Consider the following 19271-nt stretch of genomic DNA (forward strand, 5'->3'; position numbering starts at 1 on the left):
CAAAATACCTTATTCATTTGATGCATAATTATGAGAGACTTAAATATAACAATAACAACAAAAAGGCAACGCACTGAATTATTGATCTTTGGTGTCTGTTTTGTACTGGCATTTGTGACGAATATTGTTTCTATTGCAGTATTTGATACGAGGTGGATAGAATTATGTACTCAATTACTCTGGGTCCTGGCAATTAGTATCCTTTATTATTTTATTGTTTTGGTGTTCCGCATGCTTTATTACGGAATACGAAGAATAATTGCACCTAAGAGATAAAAGCCAGTTGATAAGAAAGGAGCTGTATTATGTCAGAAATAGTACAGCTCCCTGAAAGTTAACTTCCAATAAATAAAAATTATGATTAATACTACACGTCGTGATTTCATAAAAAAATCATCGTTGGCTGCTGCTGGTTTGACAGTGGGGATGGGATTTCCGACTATTGATGTAAAGGGAAGTATCATCGGTGCTAATGAGCGGATTCGAATGGGCTTTATTGGTGTTGGTAACCGGGGAAGTCAATTGCTGGAGGCATTCTTAAAAGTGCCTGGCGTAAAGGTTACGGCATTGTGCGATTTGTATAAACCTTATTTGTACCGCAACTATAGCCAGGTTGATCCTCGCTATTTTTTACCCAAAGGCCGTCCGGTTCCGCAAATGAAGGAACAATTGGGCTCTGATGTTGCCCGGTATGAAGACTATCGGAGATTGCTTGATGATAAGAATGTGGATGCAGTATGTATTGCTACTCCCGACCATTGGCACGCGTTGCAGGCAATAGATTCGGTAAATGCGGGAAAAGATGTATATCTGGAAAAGCCGGTGTCTATGACTATCCATGAAGGACGTAAAATTGTAGATGCTGTAAAAAGAACGAACCGGATAGTGAGTGTTGGATATATAAGACGTTGTTCTGCACTATATAATAAAATCCCGGAAATTATAAAAAGTGGAAAACTTGGAGAAATATCGATGATTTCGTCTCATTATTATAGTAATATGACTCCGGATGGCATTGGAAGGATGAAACCGGAAATTCCCCCGGAAGATTTTAATTGGGATATGTGGTTGGGACCGCGTGCTTATCGGGAATATCAGTATAATATAGCACCTTATATGTTTAGGTGGTGGAAGGATTATTCTTCTCAGATAGCAAACAACGGGTCTCATTATATTGATGTTGTACAATGGCTGATTGGAGAGAATGCACCTTCTGCAATTACGGCTGTCGGTTCGAATCATATAATAAAAGACGACCGCGATATTCCTGAGAATATGGAAATAACATACGAATTTGCTTCCGGTAAATTATTTAACTTCAGGGTTTGTGAAACAACTACGGTTCCCGGGCTAAAATATGGAAATATAGAAATAATAGGTACAAAAGGCAGTTTATATATAAGCGACACAGGATACCGTTTATATCCGGCCAGATCCGGCCAGTTTCAAAGTTGGGATAAACCTTATGAGGCAGAGGAGTATGACAGTCCGAAAGAAGACCTTGCATTTAAACATGTAAGCAATTTTATTGATTGTGTAAAGTCAAGGCAAACACCGGTTTCTTCTATCGAGCAAAGTTTCCGCTCTTCATCGTTTGCATTACTGGCTAATATAGCGTTGGAAGTAAAACAAAGAATCATATGGGATTCTATAAATGAGCGGGTTACAAACTGTGATGAGGCTAATAAACTCTTGCATTATGAGTATAGGAAACCTTGGTCTTTATGAATGAACCGGAAGGACAAATTTAATTCTTTCCTACTAATTGGAGATATAGTCGGGCTATGAGAGTGTTCGCTAAAAAATTTAATACTATCTTTACCGTATCAATTGAATATTGATACCACTGTGAATATAGTTATTGTTTTGTAGCAGAGTAAAAACGAAGTATGCCCCGACTATCGGGCAGATGACTAATGGCTAATACTTGATCAGGGACGGAGGTCTTTGATCAATGAATAAATTACATATATATGAGAACACCATTAAATGAATTAGAGTTAGATGAGTTGATTGCCCAGCCTTCCGGGCGATTGGTAGAGTTTTTTAAAAGGTTACCTGGCGATTTGTCCATACTAGGCGCCAATGGTAAAATTGGTTTGTCTTTATCCTTGATGGCTAAAAGGGCTGTTGAGAAGGCAGGAGTAAATAAAAAGATTTATGCGGTATCGCGTTTTTCGGACCCGGCCGGGCGGAATAAACTGGAAGAATGGGGAATCGAAACAATAGCCTGTGACTTGAACGACAGGGAACAACTTCTGCGATTGCCACTTACAGAGAACGTAGTGTTTATGGCGGGACGAAAATTCGGAACCGACGGCTCGGAAGCTCTGACTTGGGCAATGAACGTGCTGATGCCCTCTTATTGTGCAGAGTATTATAAAAATTCCAGAATTGTAGCTTTCTCAACGGGTTGTGTATATCCGCTAGTGTCTAAACTTTCGGGTGGATCTGTGGAAACGGATCATCCGGAACCAGTGGGCGAATATGCCCAGTCGTGCCTTGGCAGAGAAAGAGTTTTTGAATATTTCTCTCAAAAGAATAATACTCCGGTATTACTATTGCGTCTGAATTATTCTACAGACCTTAGATATGGCGTATTATCAGACATTGGCAGGAAGATATGGCAGGAAGAGACGGTTGTTTCCGGAGTAGAATACTTTAATATTTTGTGGCAAGGCGACGCTAATAATTATACGCTTCTGGCGTTAGACCACTGTACTTCTCCTGCAAACTATTTGAATATTACCGGCACAGAGATACTGTCTGTAAAAGATGTTGCCGAAGAAATGGCCCTGATAATGGGGAAAAAGCTGGATTTGCAGATTCCTTCGGCCGATACATCTTATTTGAATAACTCCGGAAAAGCTTTTGGCTATTTCGGAACGCCGTCTATACAGGCAAAAGAACTTATACGTATGCAGGCCGAATGGATTATGCAAGGCGGACGTGAATTGAATAAACCTACACATTTTGAAGTAAATAACGGAAAATACTAAAAGCTATGAAGATACAAGACATTGATAAAGATATACTAAGCTCGTTTAGAAAAGGATGCGTAATACCGGCCGTGCCGTTAGCGCTGGATGAGAAACGGAAGTTTGATGAAAAACACCAGAAAGCTTTGATTCGTTATTATATAGATGCAGGTGTGGGTGGTTTGGCTGTGGGAGTACATTCTACCCAATTTGAAATACGCGAACACGGAATGTTCGAGCAGGTTTTGTCTACCGTATCTGCCGAGATTGATTCGTGGGCTTCGGGACGGAAAATACTGAAAGTAGCAGGCGTTTGCGGAAAAACAGAACAAGCCGTGCGTGAGGCTGGCTTTGCTGTATCTGCCGGATATCATGCCTGTTTATTGAGCCTGGCAGCATTGAAGGAGTCTTCGGTGGAAGATCTTCTTTCTCATTGCCGGCAAGTTGCGGCTGTTATGCCGGTGATAGGTTTTTATCTTCAGGCATCGGTTGGTGGTATGGTGTTACCTTATGAATTTTGGAGAGAATTTGCAACGATACCGAATGTGCTTGGTATAAAGATGGCCCCGTTTAACCGTTACAGAACATTTGATGTTGTTCGCGCCGTATGTGATGCCAATAAGGAAAACGAAATAACGCTTTACACCGGCAACGACGATAATATTGTTCCGGACTTGTTGACGGAATATGCTGTCTCTTCCGGAAATGAGGTGAAAAAGGTGCGGATAAAAGGCGGTCTTTTAGGGCATTGGTGTGTTTGGACCCGTAAAGCTGTAGAATTGCTGGATGAGATACATGCTCTGCTCGATTCCGGCAAAGATATTCCACATGAACTGCTTACCAGAGGTATTCAGATAACGGACACGAATGCTGCATTCTTTGATACGGCTAATAACTTTGCCGGATGTATTCCCGGTTTGCATGAAGTGCTAAGACGCCAGGGATTGTTTAAAGGCACATGGTGTCTGAACCTTCAGGAAGTGTTGTCTCCCGGACAATACGATGAAATAACCCGGATATATAAAGCTTATCCTCATTTGAATGACGATGCTTTTGTAAGTGAGCATTTGTCCGAATGGTTGAAATAACTACACGTATGGATATAAGAAAGTTTAGCTTTAAGAGAATATTCGAGATACTGGGTCCCGGGCTCATAACGGCTGCAATGGTTTTAGGGCCGGGCACCCTTACTGTTTGCAGTAAGGCCGGTGCTACAATGCAGTATTCTACTCTGTGGGTAATTGTGGTTTCTGTCTTCTTCATGATTTATTTTACCCGGATGGCTGCCAGGGTGGGTTGTATTTCTTCCAAATCATTATTGTCTATTGTTGAACAAAACTATGGACGGACGCTCTCCATACTCATGGGCTTAAGCGTATGTTTCAGTTGTGCCGGTTTTCAAACAGGCAACACAATAGGTGTAGGCTTGTCTATGGATACTCTGTTTGGAGGTGGCATTGCTATATGGGCTGTCTTATTCCTGATAGTTACATTATTGTTTATATGGACTTCTTCCAACTTTTACAACTTGCTGGAGAAGGTAATGGTGTTCCTTGTAATTCTGATGATTGTTGCGTTTGCCGGAAACTTATTCAGGGCCAGGATAGATGGCGTTGAATTATTGAAAGGCTTTATTCCCTCTGTTCCTTCTGATGTAAGTATTCTGATAGCAATTGCTTCCACATCATTTAGTGTTGCAGCGGCAGCAGGTCAGGTTTATATGGTACAGGGCAAGAATTGGCATCTTTCCGATTTAAAAAAAGGATTGCGGGATGCCGTTATCGGGATAGTAACACTTGGCTTGTTAAGTGCCATCATTATTGTAACTTCGGCTGCGGTACTGGCACCTAAAGGCATTCAGGTGAACAGCGCTATCGATATGGCATTACAGTTGGAACCCTTGTTGGGCCCATTAGCTAAATGGTTGTTTCTGATCGGGTTGTTTGCCGCTTCATTTTCTTCTTATGTAGCCAATGCTGTAATGAGCGGAATCTTTCTGGCAGATGCTCTGCATTTAGGCCAATCCGTTAATGATAAATGGGTGAAGATATTTGCTTCCGCTGTATTGGCATTGAGTACGCTGGTTGCTGTGTTCTTTGATTCTAACCCGATACAACTCATAATTTTTGCGCAGGCAATGACTGTTCTTGGGGCACCATTGGTGGCAGTTGTGTTATGTTTCCTCTCCAATAATAAAAAGATAATGGGAGTACATAAAAATACACTGTCCGAAAATATTATACTTAATATTGCAACTGTCTGGGTTATTTTTCTATCATCCAAACAATTACTGTCGTTGGTGTAGAAAGATAGAATGTACAGATTGTGAGATTTGGAAGCCTGAATGGTAATATAGCTATATACTGGCTTTGAAAGAAGCACAATTTAATAGTAAATACAGGTACTTTTATTCTTTTGGCCTAGCTGAAAATTGATTTTTACCTAGGGGAAAATTAATTACTACCAAGCTCAAAATTAATTTCGTCCTTGGTCAAAAGAATAAAACTACAGTACATTAAACTTAAAAAATCAGGAAGAAAAATTTAATATAAATAAGGAAACAGATTAGCCTATAGCCTTATAAGCTAGTTCTGCATACCGGTTTTTATACAAAAGTTTTTTTGATGGCATAAATCAATGAACACAGAAGAATTAAAAAGAATACTTATAAATGAAATAGACCGCTGTTCTGAAGAAGTTTTAGAATTGGTGAAGGATATTGGATATCATCCCGAATTAGGATTTAAGGAGGTACGTACTTCCGGTTTAGTGGCCGATTATCTGCGGTCATGCGGATATGAAGTGAAAGAGAATCTAGCTTTGACTGGCGTAAAAGCTAAGTTGAAAGATACGGATGAACCAATACATAATATAGCTGTACTGGGTGAATTAGATGGAATTGTTTGCCGTGAAAGCCCGCATGCCGATGCTGTATCGGGTGCTACCCATACCTGCGGGCATAATTTACAACTCGGAATTCTTATGCTGGTTGCCAAGGCTATGAAATTGTCGGGAGTAGCTGATTCTTTGAATGGTAATGTCACATTCTTTGCCGTACCTGCAGAAGAATATATAGAGTTGGGATACAGGGAGGCATTGAAGAAGGAAGGAAAGATAAAATACTTCGGAGGTAAGCAGGAACTGGTACGTCTGGGCGAGTTTGATGATATAGATGCTGCCTTGATGGTACATGCCGAATCCGATTTGCCGGGGCCGGCCATTGGTATATATGATACTGGCAGTGGATTTAACAGTAAGCAGGTGCAATATATTGGAAAGGCTGCACACGCGGCTGCCTATCCCCACGAGGGCGTCAATGCCTTGAATGCTGCCGTGTCCGGTATTAATGCGATTAACGCTATGCGCGAGACCTTTAAGGATGAAGAACATAGCAGGGTTCATTTTATCATAACAAAAGGTGGAGAAAGTGTGAACAGTGTTCCTGCCGATGTCAGGCTGGAAGCTTATGTCCGCTCATCTACTGTAGGTGGGGTTCGGGATGTATCGCTGAAATTCGACAGGGCTTTTAAATCAGGAGGTGAGGCTGTGGGGGCAACAACCCGTATAAAGACTTTGCCCGGCTATCTTCCTTTAATTTGTAACTCCGCTATAAATGATTGTTTTGCTGCAAATGCCCGACAGTTTATGCCGGAAAAACAGATCATAAGAATGGGACATTTCAAGGCTTCTACCGACATGGGGGATATTTCTCATTTAATGCCGGGTATACATGCTACAGCCGGGGGAACAAAAGGATTCCTGCATGCGGCAAACTTTGAAGTAACCAATTATGAATCGGCAGTTGTTACTCCGGCAAAGATTGTAGCGCAAACATTAGCCGATTTATTAACCGAGAACCCCGCCAATTTGTCCGATATATTAAAAGACTATGTGCCGGTTTTATCTAAGAGTGAGTATCTTAATTTATTAAATTCATTTATATCCGAATAATACAAAATATAAATATCATGACAACAAGACGTAATTTTTTGAAAAAAGCAATGATGGGTACGGCATTAGTTTCTGTGGGAGGTGTGCTACCCGGGTTTAGTGCAAAGAGCTATGCACGGATAGTAGGAGCAAACGACAGGATTCGTGTGGGAGCTGCCGGCGTAAATGCACGTGGTTTTGCACTGGCCAATAACTTCTGTAAACAGAAAAACTGTGAAGTTATCTATGTATGTGATGTAGACAAAAGAGCTATTGAAAAAAGTATTGCATCCATCGAAAAGATAACAGGCAATGCTCCCAAACCGGAAGGCGATATCCGTAAAATGATAGAAGCTCAGGACGTAGATGCCGTAATGATTGCTACCCCCGACCATTGGCATGCGTATGCTGCATTGATGGCAATGAAGGCCGGAAAAGATGTATATCTGGAAAAACCATGTAGCTATTGCCCGGAAGAAGGGGAGATTCTGGTAAAAGCTGCAGATAAATACAAGCGGGTTGTGGCGATGGGTACACAACGTCGTTCGTGGCCGAATGTGATTCAGGGAATCAACGAAATAAAAGAAGGCGCAATAGGCAATCCTTATTTTGGAAAAGCGTGGTACACAAATAACAGACCTTCGATTGGTATAGAGAAGGTGACTGCGGTTCCGGAATGGCTGGATTGGGATTTATGGCAAGGGCCTGCTCCACGTGTTGGCTATAAACCTAATTTTCTGCATTATAATTGGCATTGGTTCTGGCATTGGGGCACATCCGAGTCGGCTAATAACGGTACGCACATGATTGATCTTCTTCGTTGGGGAATGGGAGTGGACTATCCAACAAAGGTAAACTCTTATGGAGGACGTTATCGTTATCAGGATGATTGGGAAACTCCCGATACACAAGTGATTAATCTTGAATTTGGTAATAATAAAAGTATGGTATGGGAAGGCCGTAGCTGTAACGGACGCACAATTGAAGGCAGTACCGTAGGCGCTATGTTTTATGGCGAGAAAGGCAGTATGGTGATTACCGGAAGTGATGGCTATATTATTTATGATCTGGACAATAAGAAGGTAAAACAAGTATATAGCAAGATTGATATTGATGCCCGTAACCTGGTCGATCCGGCTAAGGAACTAGACGGTTTCCACATCCGCAATTTCTTGGATGGAATCTTGAAGGGAGAAAAGTTGAATGCAGATATTCTTACCGGGCATAAAAGTACTTTGTTGATGCAATTAGGCAATATCTCTCATCGGGTTGGACATTCGTTGGAAATAGACAGCAGTAATGGACAGATTTTAAATGCCCCTGATACTAAGAATCTCTGGACCAGGGAATATCAAAAAGGTTGGGAAGTGAAATTATAAAAGTAAAATAAAATGGACAGACGAAGCTTCATGAAGAATTTAAGCATGATGGCTGCTTCTTCTGATAAAGTGATAGATATGTTGGGATTACAGAAGTGTGCAAATAAGATTACCGGACGAAGCATCAAAATTGCTGATGTCGGATTAAACTTTGAACGTGAACCGTTGATCCGTCCGTTCGGATTTAAAGGCGGTTATCTTAGTGAGCTGTGGCAATCTATCTGCTTATTGGAGAGTGAATCCGGTATCCGAAAAATAGGAGTTGGCACGCAAAGTATTTTGTGGAGCGATTCGTCTGTTTTTACCGAACATTCGGAAAGTGCAGGAAATGCGTTAATGTTAGCTCTTACAGAGAAAGCTTTAGGCATAATAAAAGGAAAAACGTTTTATTCGCCTATGGAGTTGCTGGATGAGATATTTGAAGAGGTTTACGAATATGGTAAGGTGATAACAGGAAACCATCGTTTGAGAAAAACGTTTGTGTTGAATGCTTTAGTTGGTGTGGATAATGCAGCCTGGTTATTGTATGCAGCTGAAAATGGCATTAGTAGCTTTGATGATATGGTGCCTGAAGTATATAGAAAAGCTTTGTCGTTGCAACATAAGCAGGTAGCTTGCATTCCTTTGATATCATACAATGTTTCTCCTGAGGAGATGAAGCATATGGTTTCGGAAGGATATTTCTTTCCGAAGATCAAAATAGGCCAACCCGGTACTCAGGAAGATATGCTGAAAAAGGATTGCGACCGGCTGACTGAAATTCATCAGACAATAGGCCATATTACAACACCTCATACAGAAAATGGAAAGATTCTTTATTATCTGGATGCCAACGGAAGGTATGAAAAGAAAGAAACCTTACTTCGTTTCATAGATCATGCCCGTAAAATAGGGGCATATGAGCAGATTGCTATAATAGAAGAACCTTTCCCCGAGGAGTATGACATTGATGTGAACGATGTGGATATACGTATAGCGGCTGATGAAAGTGCCCATACCGATAGAGATGCTTTGATCCGTATTGAAATGGGATATAAGGCTATAGCATTGAAAGCTGTTGCCAAAACAATGAGTATGACGATGAAGATAGCCCAAATTGCTTATGAGAACAATATACCGTGTTTTTGTGCTGATCTGACAGCTTCTCCGTTTTTGGCAGAATGGAATAAAAATATTGCAGCCCGTCTGCTGCCTTTCCCTGGCTTAAAAGTAGGACTACTGGAAACGAATGGAAACCAGAATTATAAAAACTGGAAACAGATGCAAACTTACAGTCCTTCGTCTGGCGAAGAATGGACAACGGTCAAAGATGGTATATATAATTTGAATGAAGAATACTATGCAAGGAGTGGTGGTCTTTTTGAACCTTCTGCCTATTATGACCGGTTATTAGAAAGTAAAAAGCCCCGCAATTCCTAAGAATTACGAGGCCTTTTGGAAGCGAGCGGAAGACGGGACTCGAACCCGCGACCCTAACCTTGGCAAGGTTATGCTCTACCAACTGAGCTACTTCCGCAACAAATAAACAGTACTCGAAGCGGGACTTGAACCCGCACAGCTGCAATAGCCAAAGGATTTTAAGTCCTTCGTGTCTACCGATTCCACCATTCGAGCATCCCTTTCTCTTAAGAGATGAGCGGAAGACGGGACTCGAACCCGCGACCCTAACCTTGGCAAGGTTATGCTCTACCAACTGAGCTACTTCCGCATTGTTATCGTTTGCGTGTGCAAAGGTAGATAAAAGTTTTACACATGCAAATGTTTTCCTGAAAAAGTTAAGTTGAGAAGCTGATTTTTTTAGTTTCTTACAATCAATTCCTGACCGTTCATGTATACGTTATATCTCCTTAAAGCAAACTTGGATGGACCTTTCATCGGATTTCCTGCTCCATAAGAAATATCATATTCTGTCCCGCATTTAGGACATTTGGCTATACCTGCATTTGTTGAAACTATTTTTGTGCTTTGTTCCGCTTCGTAGGGACAACACAGATCGTATGCATAATAATTGTCATTGCCATGAACTACGAGTACCCCGGAAAATCCTGTCATTTCGCCTGCATAACGGGGTTTCGTATATTCTTTGTAACTAAATAGGGTCAATAATTCTTTGTCCTGGAAAGCTAAGTCTAACTTTAGGAAGACATTGGCAAAAGGAATACTGGATTCTTCTATTTTTGTACAAGATAGAACCATAAATGTCAAGAGGCAGATAAGGATTCGCTTTGTCATATTATTTTCCTTCTATTAATTTCTTTTCCGCTTCATTCATACGTTCGAAAGAGAAGCCATCCACTACTTTTTGCATAAGTGCCGAAATGTAATCATTGCATAGATTACCGATACTGCCTTCGTGTGTGTGATGTACTTCTTTGTTCGGAGTAAATTTACCGGCTTCGATGTTTAATCCTACTTGTTTGTATGCATCCCGGAAGGGTACACCTTCCAGTACAAGACGGTTTACTTCTTCCACACTGAATAATAAAGCGTATTTGTCGTCATCAAGGATATGTTCGTTTACTTTTACTTCACGCATCATGTGAGTCACCATACGGAGACAATCTTTTAGTTCGTCAAATGAAGGTAAAAATACCTCTTTGATGATTTGAAGATCACGGAAATATCCGGAGGGAAGATTGTTGCTTATCAACGTAATCTGTTGCGGAAGACCTTGTATTTTGTTGCATTTGGCTCGTGTCAGTTCAAAAACGTCCGGATTTTTTTTATGTGGCATAATACTGGAGCCTGTTGTAAATTGGTCCGGCAGTTTAATAAAACCGAAATTCTGACTGTTGAACATACATGCGTCAAAAGCAAGTTTGGATAAAGTTGCGGCTATACCTGCCATAGCAAAAGCTACTGTTCTCTCCATTTTGCCTCTGCCCATTTGCGCGTATACAACGTTATAATTGAGAGAATCGAAGCCGAGAATATCTGTTGTCATCTGTCGGTTTAGCGGGAAAGATGAACCATATCCGGCTGCAGAGCCTAACGGGTTGCGGTTGCATACCTTGTAAGCTGCCTGCATCAACTGGAGGTCGTCTGCCAGGCTTTCTGCATAAGCTCCAAACCATAAACCGAAAGAGGAGGGCATCGCTACTTGAAGATGGGTATATCCCGGTAATAAAATATTTTTATACCGGTTGCTTTGTTCGATCAGCACATCAAACAGCTTGGTAACAAGTGCAACTAATTCTTGTATCTGTGCTCTTGTGTATAACTTTAGGTCAAGTAATACCTGGTCGTTACGTGAACGTCCGCTGTGGATTTTTTTACCAATGTCCCCTAAACGGCGAGTCAGCATAAGTTCTACCTGGGAATGAACATCCTCTATTCCTTCTTCTATGATAAACTGTCCGCTTTCGGCTACGGTATAAATGTTCCTGAGTTCAGCTAATAGGATATTCAGTTCTTCTTTTGTAAGCAGACCGATACTCTCCAGCATGGTGATGTGTGCCATCGAACCCAATACATCATATTTTGCAAGGTAAAGATCCATTTCGCGGTCTTTACCTACTGTAAAAATGTCCACTTCATGGTCTACCCGGACATTTTTTTCCCAAAGTTTCTGAGACATAATAAAAAGAAATTAATAAGGTAAGGAAGCTATCACTGTTGATATTTTCTCTAAAGCGTCCTGTAGGGGTTTTGAAACCATTGGCTTGATAAATGGATTCAATTCAGCGCGGATTGTCATTTTCAACTTTGTGTCGTTTTCTTCAACCTGTTTTAACTGAATCCACAGATTTAACGGAACGGGCGAATTGGTTGTTGTAAATTTAATAGTTTTGTTCGGCTCACGATCCACTATCTGAAATGTAATCTTGCCAACAGGATCGACAGCGAAGCTGCATGAATCGCTGTCGAACTCAAAATTTTTTATCTTATCTTGCGGAATACGATCCTTGATCTTTTCCAGATTGGAAAGATCGGATAGCATAGCAAAGATGCGATCATCATTATGTGGGATTGTTTTGATCTCACTAACAAATTCGGTCATCAGTACCTCCGTATTTTAGATTTGAGGATTCCAGTTACCCGGATCTTTACGCCAATCCTGGAGAATTGCGATTTCCGATTCGTCAATATAGTCGGTACGTACGGCTTCTTCCAATACGGCATCGTAGTTACTTAATGTTGTCAATGTAACTTTTGCATCTTTGAATGCTTGTACGGCAACAGGAAAACCATAAGTAAAGATAGCAACCATACCGACAACGTCGCAGCCAAAATTCCGTACAGCCTGTACTGCTTTCAAACTGCTGCCGCCTGTAGATACCAGGTCTTCTACGATAACTACTTTTGATCCCGGTTTCAATTCTCCTTCAATCAGGTTTTCCAAGCCATGATCTTTGGGTGTAGAACGGATGTATACGAACGGAAGGCCTAGTAAATCTGCAACTAATGCTCCCTGGGCGATAGCTCCTGTAGCTACACCGGCAATAGCATCTGCATTTTCGTACTTTTCGCTGATAGTACGGGCTAATTCTAATTTGATGAAACTTCTGATTTCCGGATAAGACAGTGTCTTTCTGTTATCATTGTAGATCGGAGATTTCCATCCTGATGCCCATGTAAAAGGATTTGCGGGCTGCAATTTGACAGCCTTAATCTTTAATAATCTCTCTGCTACTAATCTTTCCAGTGTTTTCATACAACCTAATAAATGTGTTTATACCAGTTTGCAAATTTAGTTAAACCCTATGACATAACCTTGAATATTGTGTATTAATTTTTTGTTAATATTCAGGCTATGGCAACAGAAAACACACTAATTTGTAAGCCCGGGACAACGTGTAAAGCTTTAATACATCCGCTAATCGTTGACCCCGTGGTTATTACGTCGTCTATCAAAAGAATGTGTTTGCCTTTTAATTCATCTGTATTTTGTACGGCAAAAATGTCTTTTACGTTTATCCATCGGTTATATGTGGTTCTATGGGTCTGGGTGTCGGATTCTTTGGTTCGTTGTAATACAGACATGTTGATAGGTGTATTCCAGACGGAACTTAATCCGAGTGCAATCCATTCAGACTGGTTATACCCTCTTTGTTTTTGTTTTCTTGGATGTAGAGGAACGGGGAGAAGTAGTTCTGTTTTACATAACGGACTGTTTACCTTTTGCAGTTCAAGTGCGGCTTGTCTTCCCAGTAAATAACCAAGTTCTTTATTATCGTAATATTTAAGAGAGTGTATGAGTTTTTGTACGTTGCCGCCTTTCCCGTAATATAAAAACGAATAAGCATGGACAATGTTTGGATTATCCATAAATAATTGTTCTGCAGGGTTAAGAGCCTTGATTTTATGGAAATTGGTGCGAGGCAGGTCATATAGGCAATTCAAACATATTTGATTTTCTCCGTCTATAAGGGGCTTTTTGCATAATCTGCATAAATTGGGAAAGAAAAGGTTTAATATGTCATTCAAAATCGTCGGCATAGTTACTCCCTTTAAATAACTGTTGCAAACAAATGACAGCTTCTCTGCTTTCAAAACCTCTTCCGGAAGCAAAACGAAGTAATTTGTTAAATAGTTCGCGCTCGTCTTTTCCTTTTGTTGTTTTCTTTTTATTTTTTAATAAAGAATGAAGTATATCGCGATATTCTTCATCGTCAATATTATTTAAAGCTTCGGCCCGTTTGGAAGCGGGGATTCCTCTCTTTTGTAATTCATAAGCTATTTTGATGCGTCCCCATTTGTTGAAGCGCAGCTTGTCGTTTACAAAACTCCGGCAAAAACGTTCTTCATCAATAAATTTCTCTTTGAGTAAACGATCTATGATGCGTTGTGCTGCTTCGGTTGGTAATCCTGCTGCGTCTATTTTCTTTTTCACATCTTGTATACATCGTTCGGCTGATGAACAATAAGCCGCTGCACGGTGCAGTAATTCAGGTTCGGTTATTTGTTTCATATCTGTGCTTTTATAATCCGGTCTTTACCGTAAAAATCTTTTGTTAGTTCAATGTTTTTATATCCTTCTGTTTTTAGCATTCCTTTTGTTTCCTTTCCGCACCGGGCGTTTATTTCAAAATAAAGGAATCCGTTTGGGGATAACCATTGCTTACCCAGGCGTGCAATGGTTCGATAAAACAGAAGTGGGTCGTCGTTTGATACGAATAAGGCAAGGTGGGGTTCGTAGTCCAGTACATTTGCATCCATTTCTGCTTTTTCTTTTTCCATTACATAAGGCGGATTGCTTACAATTATATTAAAGCCCCAATCGGAAGAATTTTGGTTCTCTCTCGAAAGAAATTGAAATTTCTCCCGGAAGGATTCAAAAACAGACGGCGATAAAATGTCGGCTTGAACAAACCGGATTTCTGCTTGTAATTTCTTTGCATTTTGCTTGGCGATGGCTAAAGCATTTTCTGAAATATCTATTGCATACACTTCGGATTGTTTTAGTAGTTTTGCCAATGAGATGGCGATACATCCGCTTCCTGTTCCGATATCAAGTATACGGAGCGGCAGTGCTGTTTTTTGATCTTCCCTTATTTTGTTTACCAACTCGGCTGTTTCCGGCCGGGGTATCAATACCGAAGAGGTTACGTTGAATTCATATCCTGAAAAATCGGCAATACCTAATATATATTGGATAGGTTCCGATTTTTTTAGCCGTTCAACAATCTCCTTGATTTCTGCCTTCTCCTTGTCGGATAATTCATTACCTTTGCCAAGCAAGAGCTGGTAAGGCTGAAGTCCGCAAACACGCTCCATAATCAATCTGGTGAAACCTTTGATTTCGCTCGCAGGATAGTAGTCTTTAAGAGAGTTGTTTATATAGGATACGGTCTCAGTCATGCTTTTTATTTTGGTGCAAAAATAGTGCAAAAACCATTTATATGCAAAGATTATGATAGAGGTTGAAGATAAGTATATGGCGCGTTGCATTGCACTTGCCCGGAACGGGGAAGGCTATACAAGCCCGAATCCTATGGTTGGTGCTGTTATTGTACATAACGGTAAAATTATAGGTGAAGGGTTTCACCGGAAATGTGGGTTGCCTCATGCCGAAGTAAATGCTATTGCTTCGGTAAAGGATGAATCATTGTTGCAGAACGCAACGATGTATGTGAGTCTTGAGCCTTGTTCTCATTATGGGAAAACGCCTCCATGTGCGGAACTCATTACCCGCAAACATATTCCCCGGGTGGTAATAGGATGTCTTGACCCTTTTCCTGAAGTTTCGGGACGAGGAGTTAAGATGTTACGTGAGGCCGGAATAGAAGTCGTAACCGGTGTTTTGGAAAAAGAGGCTTATGAGCTGAATCTTCCGTTTATGACTTCGCAGATTTGTAAACGTCCGTATATTGTATTAAAATGGGCTCAGAGTGCGGATGGATATATGGACCGTATGCGGGCAAATGTATTTGACCCCCCGGTTATTCTATCTTCTTCCGGAACACTGATGCGCGTACACAAACTTCGCTCCGAAGTAGCATCTATTATGGTAGGAACGCGTACTGCCTTATTGGATAATCCTTCGTTAACCGTTCGCTATTGGACTGGTAAGTCTCCGGTACGGGTTGTGTTGGATAGGGATTTATCGATACCTGCCGATTATCATTTGCTGGACGGCTCTGTACTTACGCTTGTATTTACGGAAAAAGAAATGCAGGGCATTCCTAATGTAGAATATGTACGGATTGATTTTTCCCAAGATGTATTGTCCCAGGTATTAAATAATTTATATAAACGTAAAATAGATTCTTTAATGGTTGAAGGCGGCCCTTTCCTTTTGGAACAATTTATTCGTGCCGGCTTATGGGATAAGATTCGTATAGAGACAGCTCCGGTTTCTCTGGGTGGTGGAATAAAAGCTCCGGATGTGACTTGGATGCAGGCCTCGGCTTCGCAGGAAATCATCGGGATGTTTTCTGAAAATCATCGAGGCCATTTTCCGAAATCATCGGGACGTTTTATTACGGAGTATATTCATAAAAGGCCGGATATATTATAAAGACTTGGCACTAAAATATTATAAATATTAGCATGTATTAGGTATAAAGCCAAAAATGTTTCTACTTTTGTGCCTTTATATGCAACAAACTTATGTTTTTGATGAAAAATAAAATAATACTATTTCTAGCAGGATGCTTAGTTTTGTTGATGAATTCCTGTTTGGGGTCGGATGATGTGGAGTATACCATACCCAAAAATTGCCAGATTACTTCTTTTACTCTGAAAAACGATTCGGTACCCGAGCTGTCGAAAGTCGATTTTACAATAGACCAGTTGGACGGACGTATTTTCAATATAGATTCAATGGCTTATGGAACCGAAATTGAAAAAGTTGTTTGTACCGTTAACTTTGCTTCCGGTACGGCTCAGGTTCAGGTTATACAAGAAGCTGTAGGAGATACTATTCCTTGGAATGGAACAGATTCTCTTGACTTTTCCAAACCGGTGAAGTTTATTACCTATTCTTATGACGGACAGTTTTCTAAAACATATTTGGCTCAGGTCAACATTCATCAGGTCGTTCCCGATTCAATGGTTTGGTCTTTGTATGCAGATAAGGTAACTGGTCTGAGCATTGACGAAGAAAAAGTTGTTGCTTTTAATGTGAATAGTTCCGATTATTATTATATGTATGTGAAGCCGGCAACGGATAAAAGCTATAAATTATATCGTTCGGCAGCTTCGGATGCAAAAAAATGGGACGAACTTTCTTTGTCCGGATTGCCTGATAATGAAGTACGTCTTTCTCAGATTACTGAATATGAGGGCGTTCTGTATGCTCCTGGAACAAAAGGTGTTGTTTATCAGTCTGTAGATGGGCAAAATTGGTCTGTGCTGGATAATACACCGGTTGTGAAGTATTTGTTGGGTGGTGTAAAAGAAGGTGGCGTAAGCCAGCCGTCAGCATTAGCTACCATTATTGATAAGGATGGAACATTGAAGTTTGCTGCAATGGATAAATCTCAAAATTGGACGGAAGGAAACATTGTTCCGGTCAATTTCCCTGTTACAGGTTTTGGTTCGGCAACGCATAATATTATGTATAAAGAGCGTTTAACAGTTGCATGTGGTAGAACAAGCAACGGTCAGCTGAGTAATACTGTTTGGGCAACAATGAATGCTACTTCATGGGCTATTCTTTCGGACGAAGGAACAGATGTTTTAGTGCCAAGCGAAGGCACTATGTTATCGCGCTATGATGATAAATTCTTCCTGATAGGAGGAATTGACGCTGCTGGTAAGCCCTCTAAAACAATATATAATTCAATAGATAACGGCGTGACATGGTCTGAAATAGATTCGATGGTTGTGTTGCCCGAATCATATAAGGCCAGAGGCTTTTCTTCAGTATTGGTAGATAAAGAAAAATATATGCTTATTTTCGGCGGAAAAACAAGCAACAATTCGAAAGTGTTGGATGAAATCTGGCGTGGTCGCATAAACCGGCTGGGATTTAAGGACTAGAAAGTTCCTTGGAGAAAAGTATAATTTTATCAGGCTTTTATCGTTAGAAAAGAGATGTAGTATATATAACAGTAAAGCGTATGACTTCTACTTTCTTTCAACGTATATTGATAATTATCCTTTTAACCGGTTCATTTCCTGTACTATATGCTCAGGAATACAAATATGAAATTGGCGGAATGGCAGGCGGAGCCTATTATATGGGGGATGCAAACAAGAATGCCTTTTTTAAAGGCTTGAATCCTGCATTGGGTGCTGTGTTTCGTTATAATGCTAATTTCAGATGGGCTGTAAAAGCCGATTTGTTATGGGGACGTATTTCGGGGAGTACCGCAGGGTTGGATAATGTTTTTCCTGATAATGCGCAGGTTTCTTTTAATCGGAACCTGATAGAATTGGGTGGACAAATGGAGTTCAACTTTTTTCCGTATAGCGATAAGTTTGCTTATGCAAATGCTAAACGGTTTTCGCCTTACGTATTGTTAGGGCTTGGAATGACGGTTGCCCCAGGTAATGGAAGCACTATGGCCAGTGTAAATGTGCCTTTGGGCGTTGGCGTAAAGTATAAATTAAAGAACCGGATTAATCTGGGATGCGAATTTTCTTTCCGGAAATTGTTTGGCGACAATCTGGAGGGAAATGCAGTTTTGGATAATCCGTATGGAATAAAGAGCAGCTTTTTGAAGAATAAAGATTGGTATTCTTTATTGTTGCTTTCTGTTACATGGGATTTCGGACCTCGTAACAGACCATGTAATAACAAGAACAGTATAAGTGGTTATTAAGATACGAAATAAAAAATGTCGTTGTTTGAAGAAATAGACAGAAAACGCTTGCCACAGCATGTGGCTATTATAATGGATGGAAACGGACGCTGGGCAAAAGCTCAGGGTAAAGACCGTAGTTTCGGTCATCAGGAAGGTGTCGTTTCTGTTCGTAAAATTGTGGAGGCGGCAACTGCTATCGGCTTGAAATATCTGACGGTGTATACCTTTTCTACAGAGAATTGGAATCGTCCGGAACAGGAGGTACAAGCCTTGATGAGTTTGTTAGTATCGGCTATTCACAGGGAAACTCCTGATTTGATGAAAAATAATGTACGTCTGATGGCTATTGGCGATTTATCCCGTTTGCCGGAAGATGCACGTGTAACTTTACAGGAATGTATTGATAAAACTTCAGTTAATACAGGAACCACATTGGTGTTGGCCTTAAGTTATTCTTCCCGTTGGGAAATTGTACAGGCTGTTAAAACGCTTGTTGGAGAAGTGGCAGATAAGAAAATAACCCCCAACGATATAACTGAGGCTGTTGTCTCAGACCATCTAACGACAAAAGGCATCCCCGATCCGGATTTATTGATTCGTACCGGTGGAGAAAAACGCATCAGTAATTTCCTGCTATGGCAGTTGTCGTATGCAGAATTATATTTTACAGATGTGTTCTGGCCTGATTTCAGAGAAGAAGAATTGTATGGAGCTATATTGTATTATCAACAGCGTGAGCGCCGTTTTGGTAAGACAAGTGAGCAATTAATCTTATAAACAATTAGCTGTTA

The 19271-nt window shown here is 40.6% G+C and carries 18 protein-coding genes and 3 tRNA genes; 11 read left to right on the forward strand and 10 right to left on the reverse strand.

The genetic code is table 11. The features are described 5' to 3' along the window. The first annotated feature begins 357 nt into the window (after window positions 1–357). The 7 genes from C4S38_RS03170 to C4S38_RS03200 all read left to right on the forward strand — a co-directional run bounded on the left by C4S38_RS03170 (window position 358) and on the right by C4S38_RS03200 (window position 9706). On the forward strand, window positions 358–1728 hold the full coding sequence (locus C4S38_RS03170) for a Gfo/Idh/MocA family oxidoreductase (RefSeq protein WP_103982533.1): 1371 nt from the start codon (window positions 358–360) through the stop codon (window positions 1726–1728). 245 nt (window positions 1729–1973) lie between these two features. Then, on the forward strand, window positions 1974–2999 hold the full coding sequence (locus tag C4S38_RS03175) for an NAD-dependent epimerase/dehydratase family protein (RefSeq protein WP_103982534.1): 1026 nt from the start codon (window positions 1974–1976) through the stop codon (window positions 2997–2999). Window positions 3000–3004: 5 nt separating this feature from the next. After that, window positions 3005–4066 carry a dihydrodipicolinate synthase family protein gene (locus tag C4S38_RS03180; protein WP_103982535.1) on the forward strand — a complete coding sequence of 354 codons (1062 nt, stop codon included), beginning with the start codon at window positions 3005–3007 and terminating at the stop codon, window positions 4064–4066. Between the two features lie 8 nt (window positions 4067–4074). Next, window positions 4075–5283 carry an Nramp family divalent metal transporter gene (locus C4S38_RS03185; protein WP_103982536.1) on the forward strand — a complete coding sequence of 403 codons (1209 nt, stop codon included), beginning with the start codon at window positions 4075–4077 and terminating at the stop codon, window positions 5281–5283. A gap of 332 nt (window positions 5284–5615) precedes the next feature. Then, window positions 5616–6929, forward strand: a complete 1314-nt coding sequence (locus C4S38_RS03190; RefSeq protein WP_103982537.1) for an amidohydrolase — start codon at window positions 5616–5618, stop codon at window positions 6927–6929. A 17-nt stretch (window positions 6930–6946) separates the two neighbouring features. Further along, window positions 6947–8287, forward strand: a complete 1341-nt coding sequence (locus C4S38_RS03195; protein WP_099464333.1) for a Gfo/Idh/MocA family protein — start codon at window positions 6947–6949, stop codon at window positions 8285–8287. A gap of 12 nt (window positions 8288–8299) precedes the next feature. After that, complete coding sequence (locus C4S38_RS03200; RefSeq protein WP_103982538.1) at window positions 8300–9706, forward strand: mandelate racemase/muconate lactonizing enzyme family protein; 1407 nt, start codon at window positions 8300–8302, stop codon at window positions 9704–9706. Window positions 9707–9730: 24 nt separating this feature from the next. On the opposite strand, the gene C4S38_RS03205 is transcribed toward C4S38_RS03200, so the two are convergent. The 10 genes from C4S38_RS03205 to prmC all read right to left on the reverse strand — a co-directional run bounded on the left by C4S38_RS03205 (window position 9731) and on the right by prmC (window position 15088). Next, a tRNA-Gly gene (locus C4S38_RS03205) sits at window positions 9731–9803 on the reverse strand. A 13-nt stretch (window positions 9804–9816) separates the two neighbouring features. Next, window positions 9817–9901, reverse strand: a tRNA-Leu gene (locus tag C4S38_RS03210). 21 nt (window positions 9902–9922) lie between these two features. Then, window positions 9923–9995 (reverse strand) — tRNA-Gly (locus C4S38_RS03215). An 89-nt stretch (window positions 9996–10084) separates the two neighbouring features. Next, complete coding sequence (locus tag C4S38_RS03220) at window positions 10085–10519, reverse strand: Rieske (2Fe-2S) protein (protein ID WP_234999277.1); 435 nt, start codon at window positions 10517–10519, stop codon at window positions 10085–10087. A gap of 1 nt (window position 10520) precedes the next feature. Further along, complete coding sequence (gene argH / locus C4S38_RS03225; RefSeq protein WP_103982539.1) at window positions 10521–11864, reverse strand: argininosuccinate lyase; 1344 nt, start codon at window positions 11862–11864, stop codon at window positions 10521–10523. A gap of 12 nt (window positions 11865–11876) precedes the next feature. Continuing rightward, entirely contained in the window at window positions 11877–12287 is a 411-nt protein-coding gene (locus C4S38_RS03230) for an SRPBCC family protein (RefSeq protein ID WP_099464329.1), read from the reverse strand. A gap of 15 nt (window positions 12288–12302) precedes the next feature. Beyond that, on the reverse strand, window positions 12303–12941 hold the full coding sequence (gene pyrE, locus C4S38_RS03235) for an orotate phosphoribosyltransferase (protein WP_099464328.1): 639 nt from the start codon (window positions 12939–12941) through the stop codon (window positions 12303–12305). A gap of 92 nt (window positions 12942–13033) precedes the next feature. Next, window positions 13034–13630: a ComF family protein gene (locus C4S38_RS03240; protein WP_234999278.1), complete on the reverse strand. Its 597-nt coding sequence runs from the start codon at window positions 13628–13630 to the stop codon at window positions 13034–13036. Between the two features lie 76 nt (window positions 13631–13706). Next, entirely contained in the window at window positions 13707–14198 is a 492-nt protein-coding gene (locus C4S38_RS03245) for a regulatory protein RecX (RefSeq protein ID WP_103982541.1), read from the reverse strand. After that, a complete protein-coding gene (gene prmC / locus C4S38_RS03250) occupies window positions 14195–15088 on the reverse strand; it encodes a peptide chain release factor N(5)-glutamine methyltransferase (protein ID WP_103982542.1) in 894 nt (297 codons plus the stop codon). The genes C4S38_RS03245 and prmC overlap by 4 nt, the downstream gene beginning before the upstream one ends. 52 nt (window positions 15089–15140) lie before the next feature. Between prmC and ribD the strand changes: the two genes are divergently transcribed. The 4 genes from ribD to C4S38_RS03270 all read left to right on the forward strand — a co-directional run bounded on the left by ribD (window position 15141) and on the right by C4S38_RS03270 (window position 19257). Continuing rightward, window positions 15141–16247 (forward strand): bifunctional diaminohydroxyphosphoribosylaminopyrimidine deaminase/5-amino-6-(5-phosphoribosylamino)uracil reductase RibD, encoded by a 1107-nt coding sequence (gene ribD, locus C4S38_RS03255; protein WP_103982543.1) that lies wholly within the window; start codon window positions 15141–15143, stop codon window positions 16245–16247. 101 nt (window positions 16248–16348) lie between these two features. Further along, window positions 16349–17713 carry a DUF6242 domain-containing protein gene (locus C4S38_RS03260; RefSeq protein WP_234999279.1) on the forward strand — a complete coding sequence of 455 codons (1365 nt, stop codon included), beginning with the start codon at window positions 16349–16351 and terminating at the stop codon, window positions 17711–17713. Between the two features lie 80 nt (window positions 17714–17793). Further along, window positions 17794–18498, forward strand: a complete 705-nt coding sequence (gene porG / locus C4S38_RS03265) for a type IX secretion system protein PorG (protein WP_099464322.1) — start codon at window positions 17794–17796, stop codon at window positions 18496–18498. Window positions 18499–18513: 15 nt separating this feature from the next. Then, window positions 18514–19257, forward strand: a complete 744-nt coding sequence (locus C4S38_RS03270) for an isoprenyl transferase (RefSeq protein WP_099464321.1) — start codon at window positions 18514–18516, stop codon at window positions 19255–19257. Window positions 19258–19271: the final 14 nt, after the last annotated feature.

Source organism: Parabacteroides chinchillae, assembly GCF_900108035.1.
Lineage (GTDB): Bacteria > Bacteroidota > Bacteroidia > Bacteroidales > Tannerellaceae > Parabacteroides > Parabacteroides chinchillae.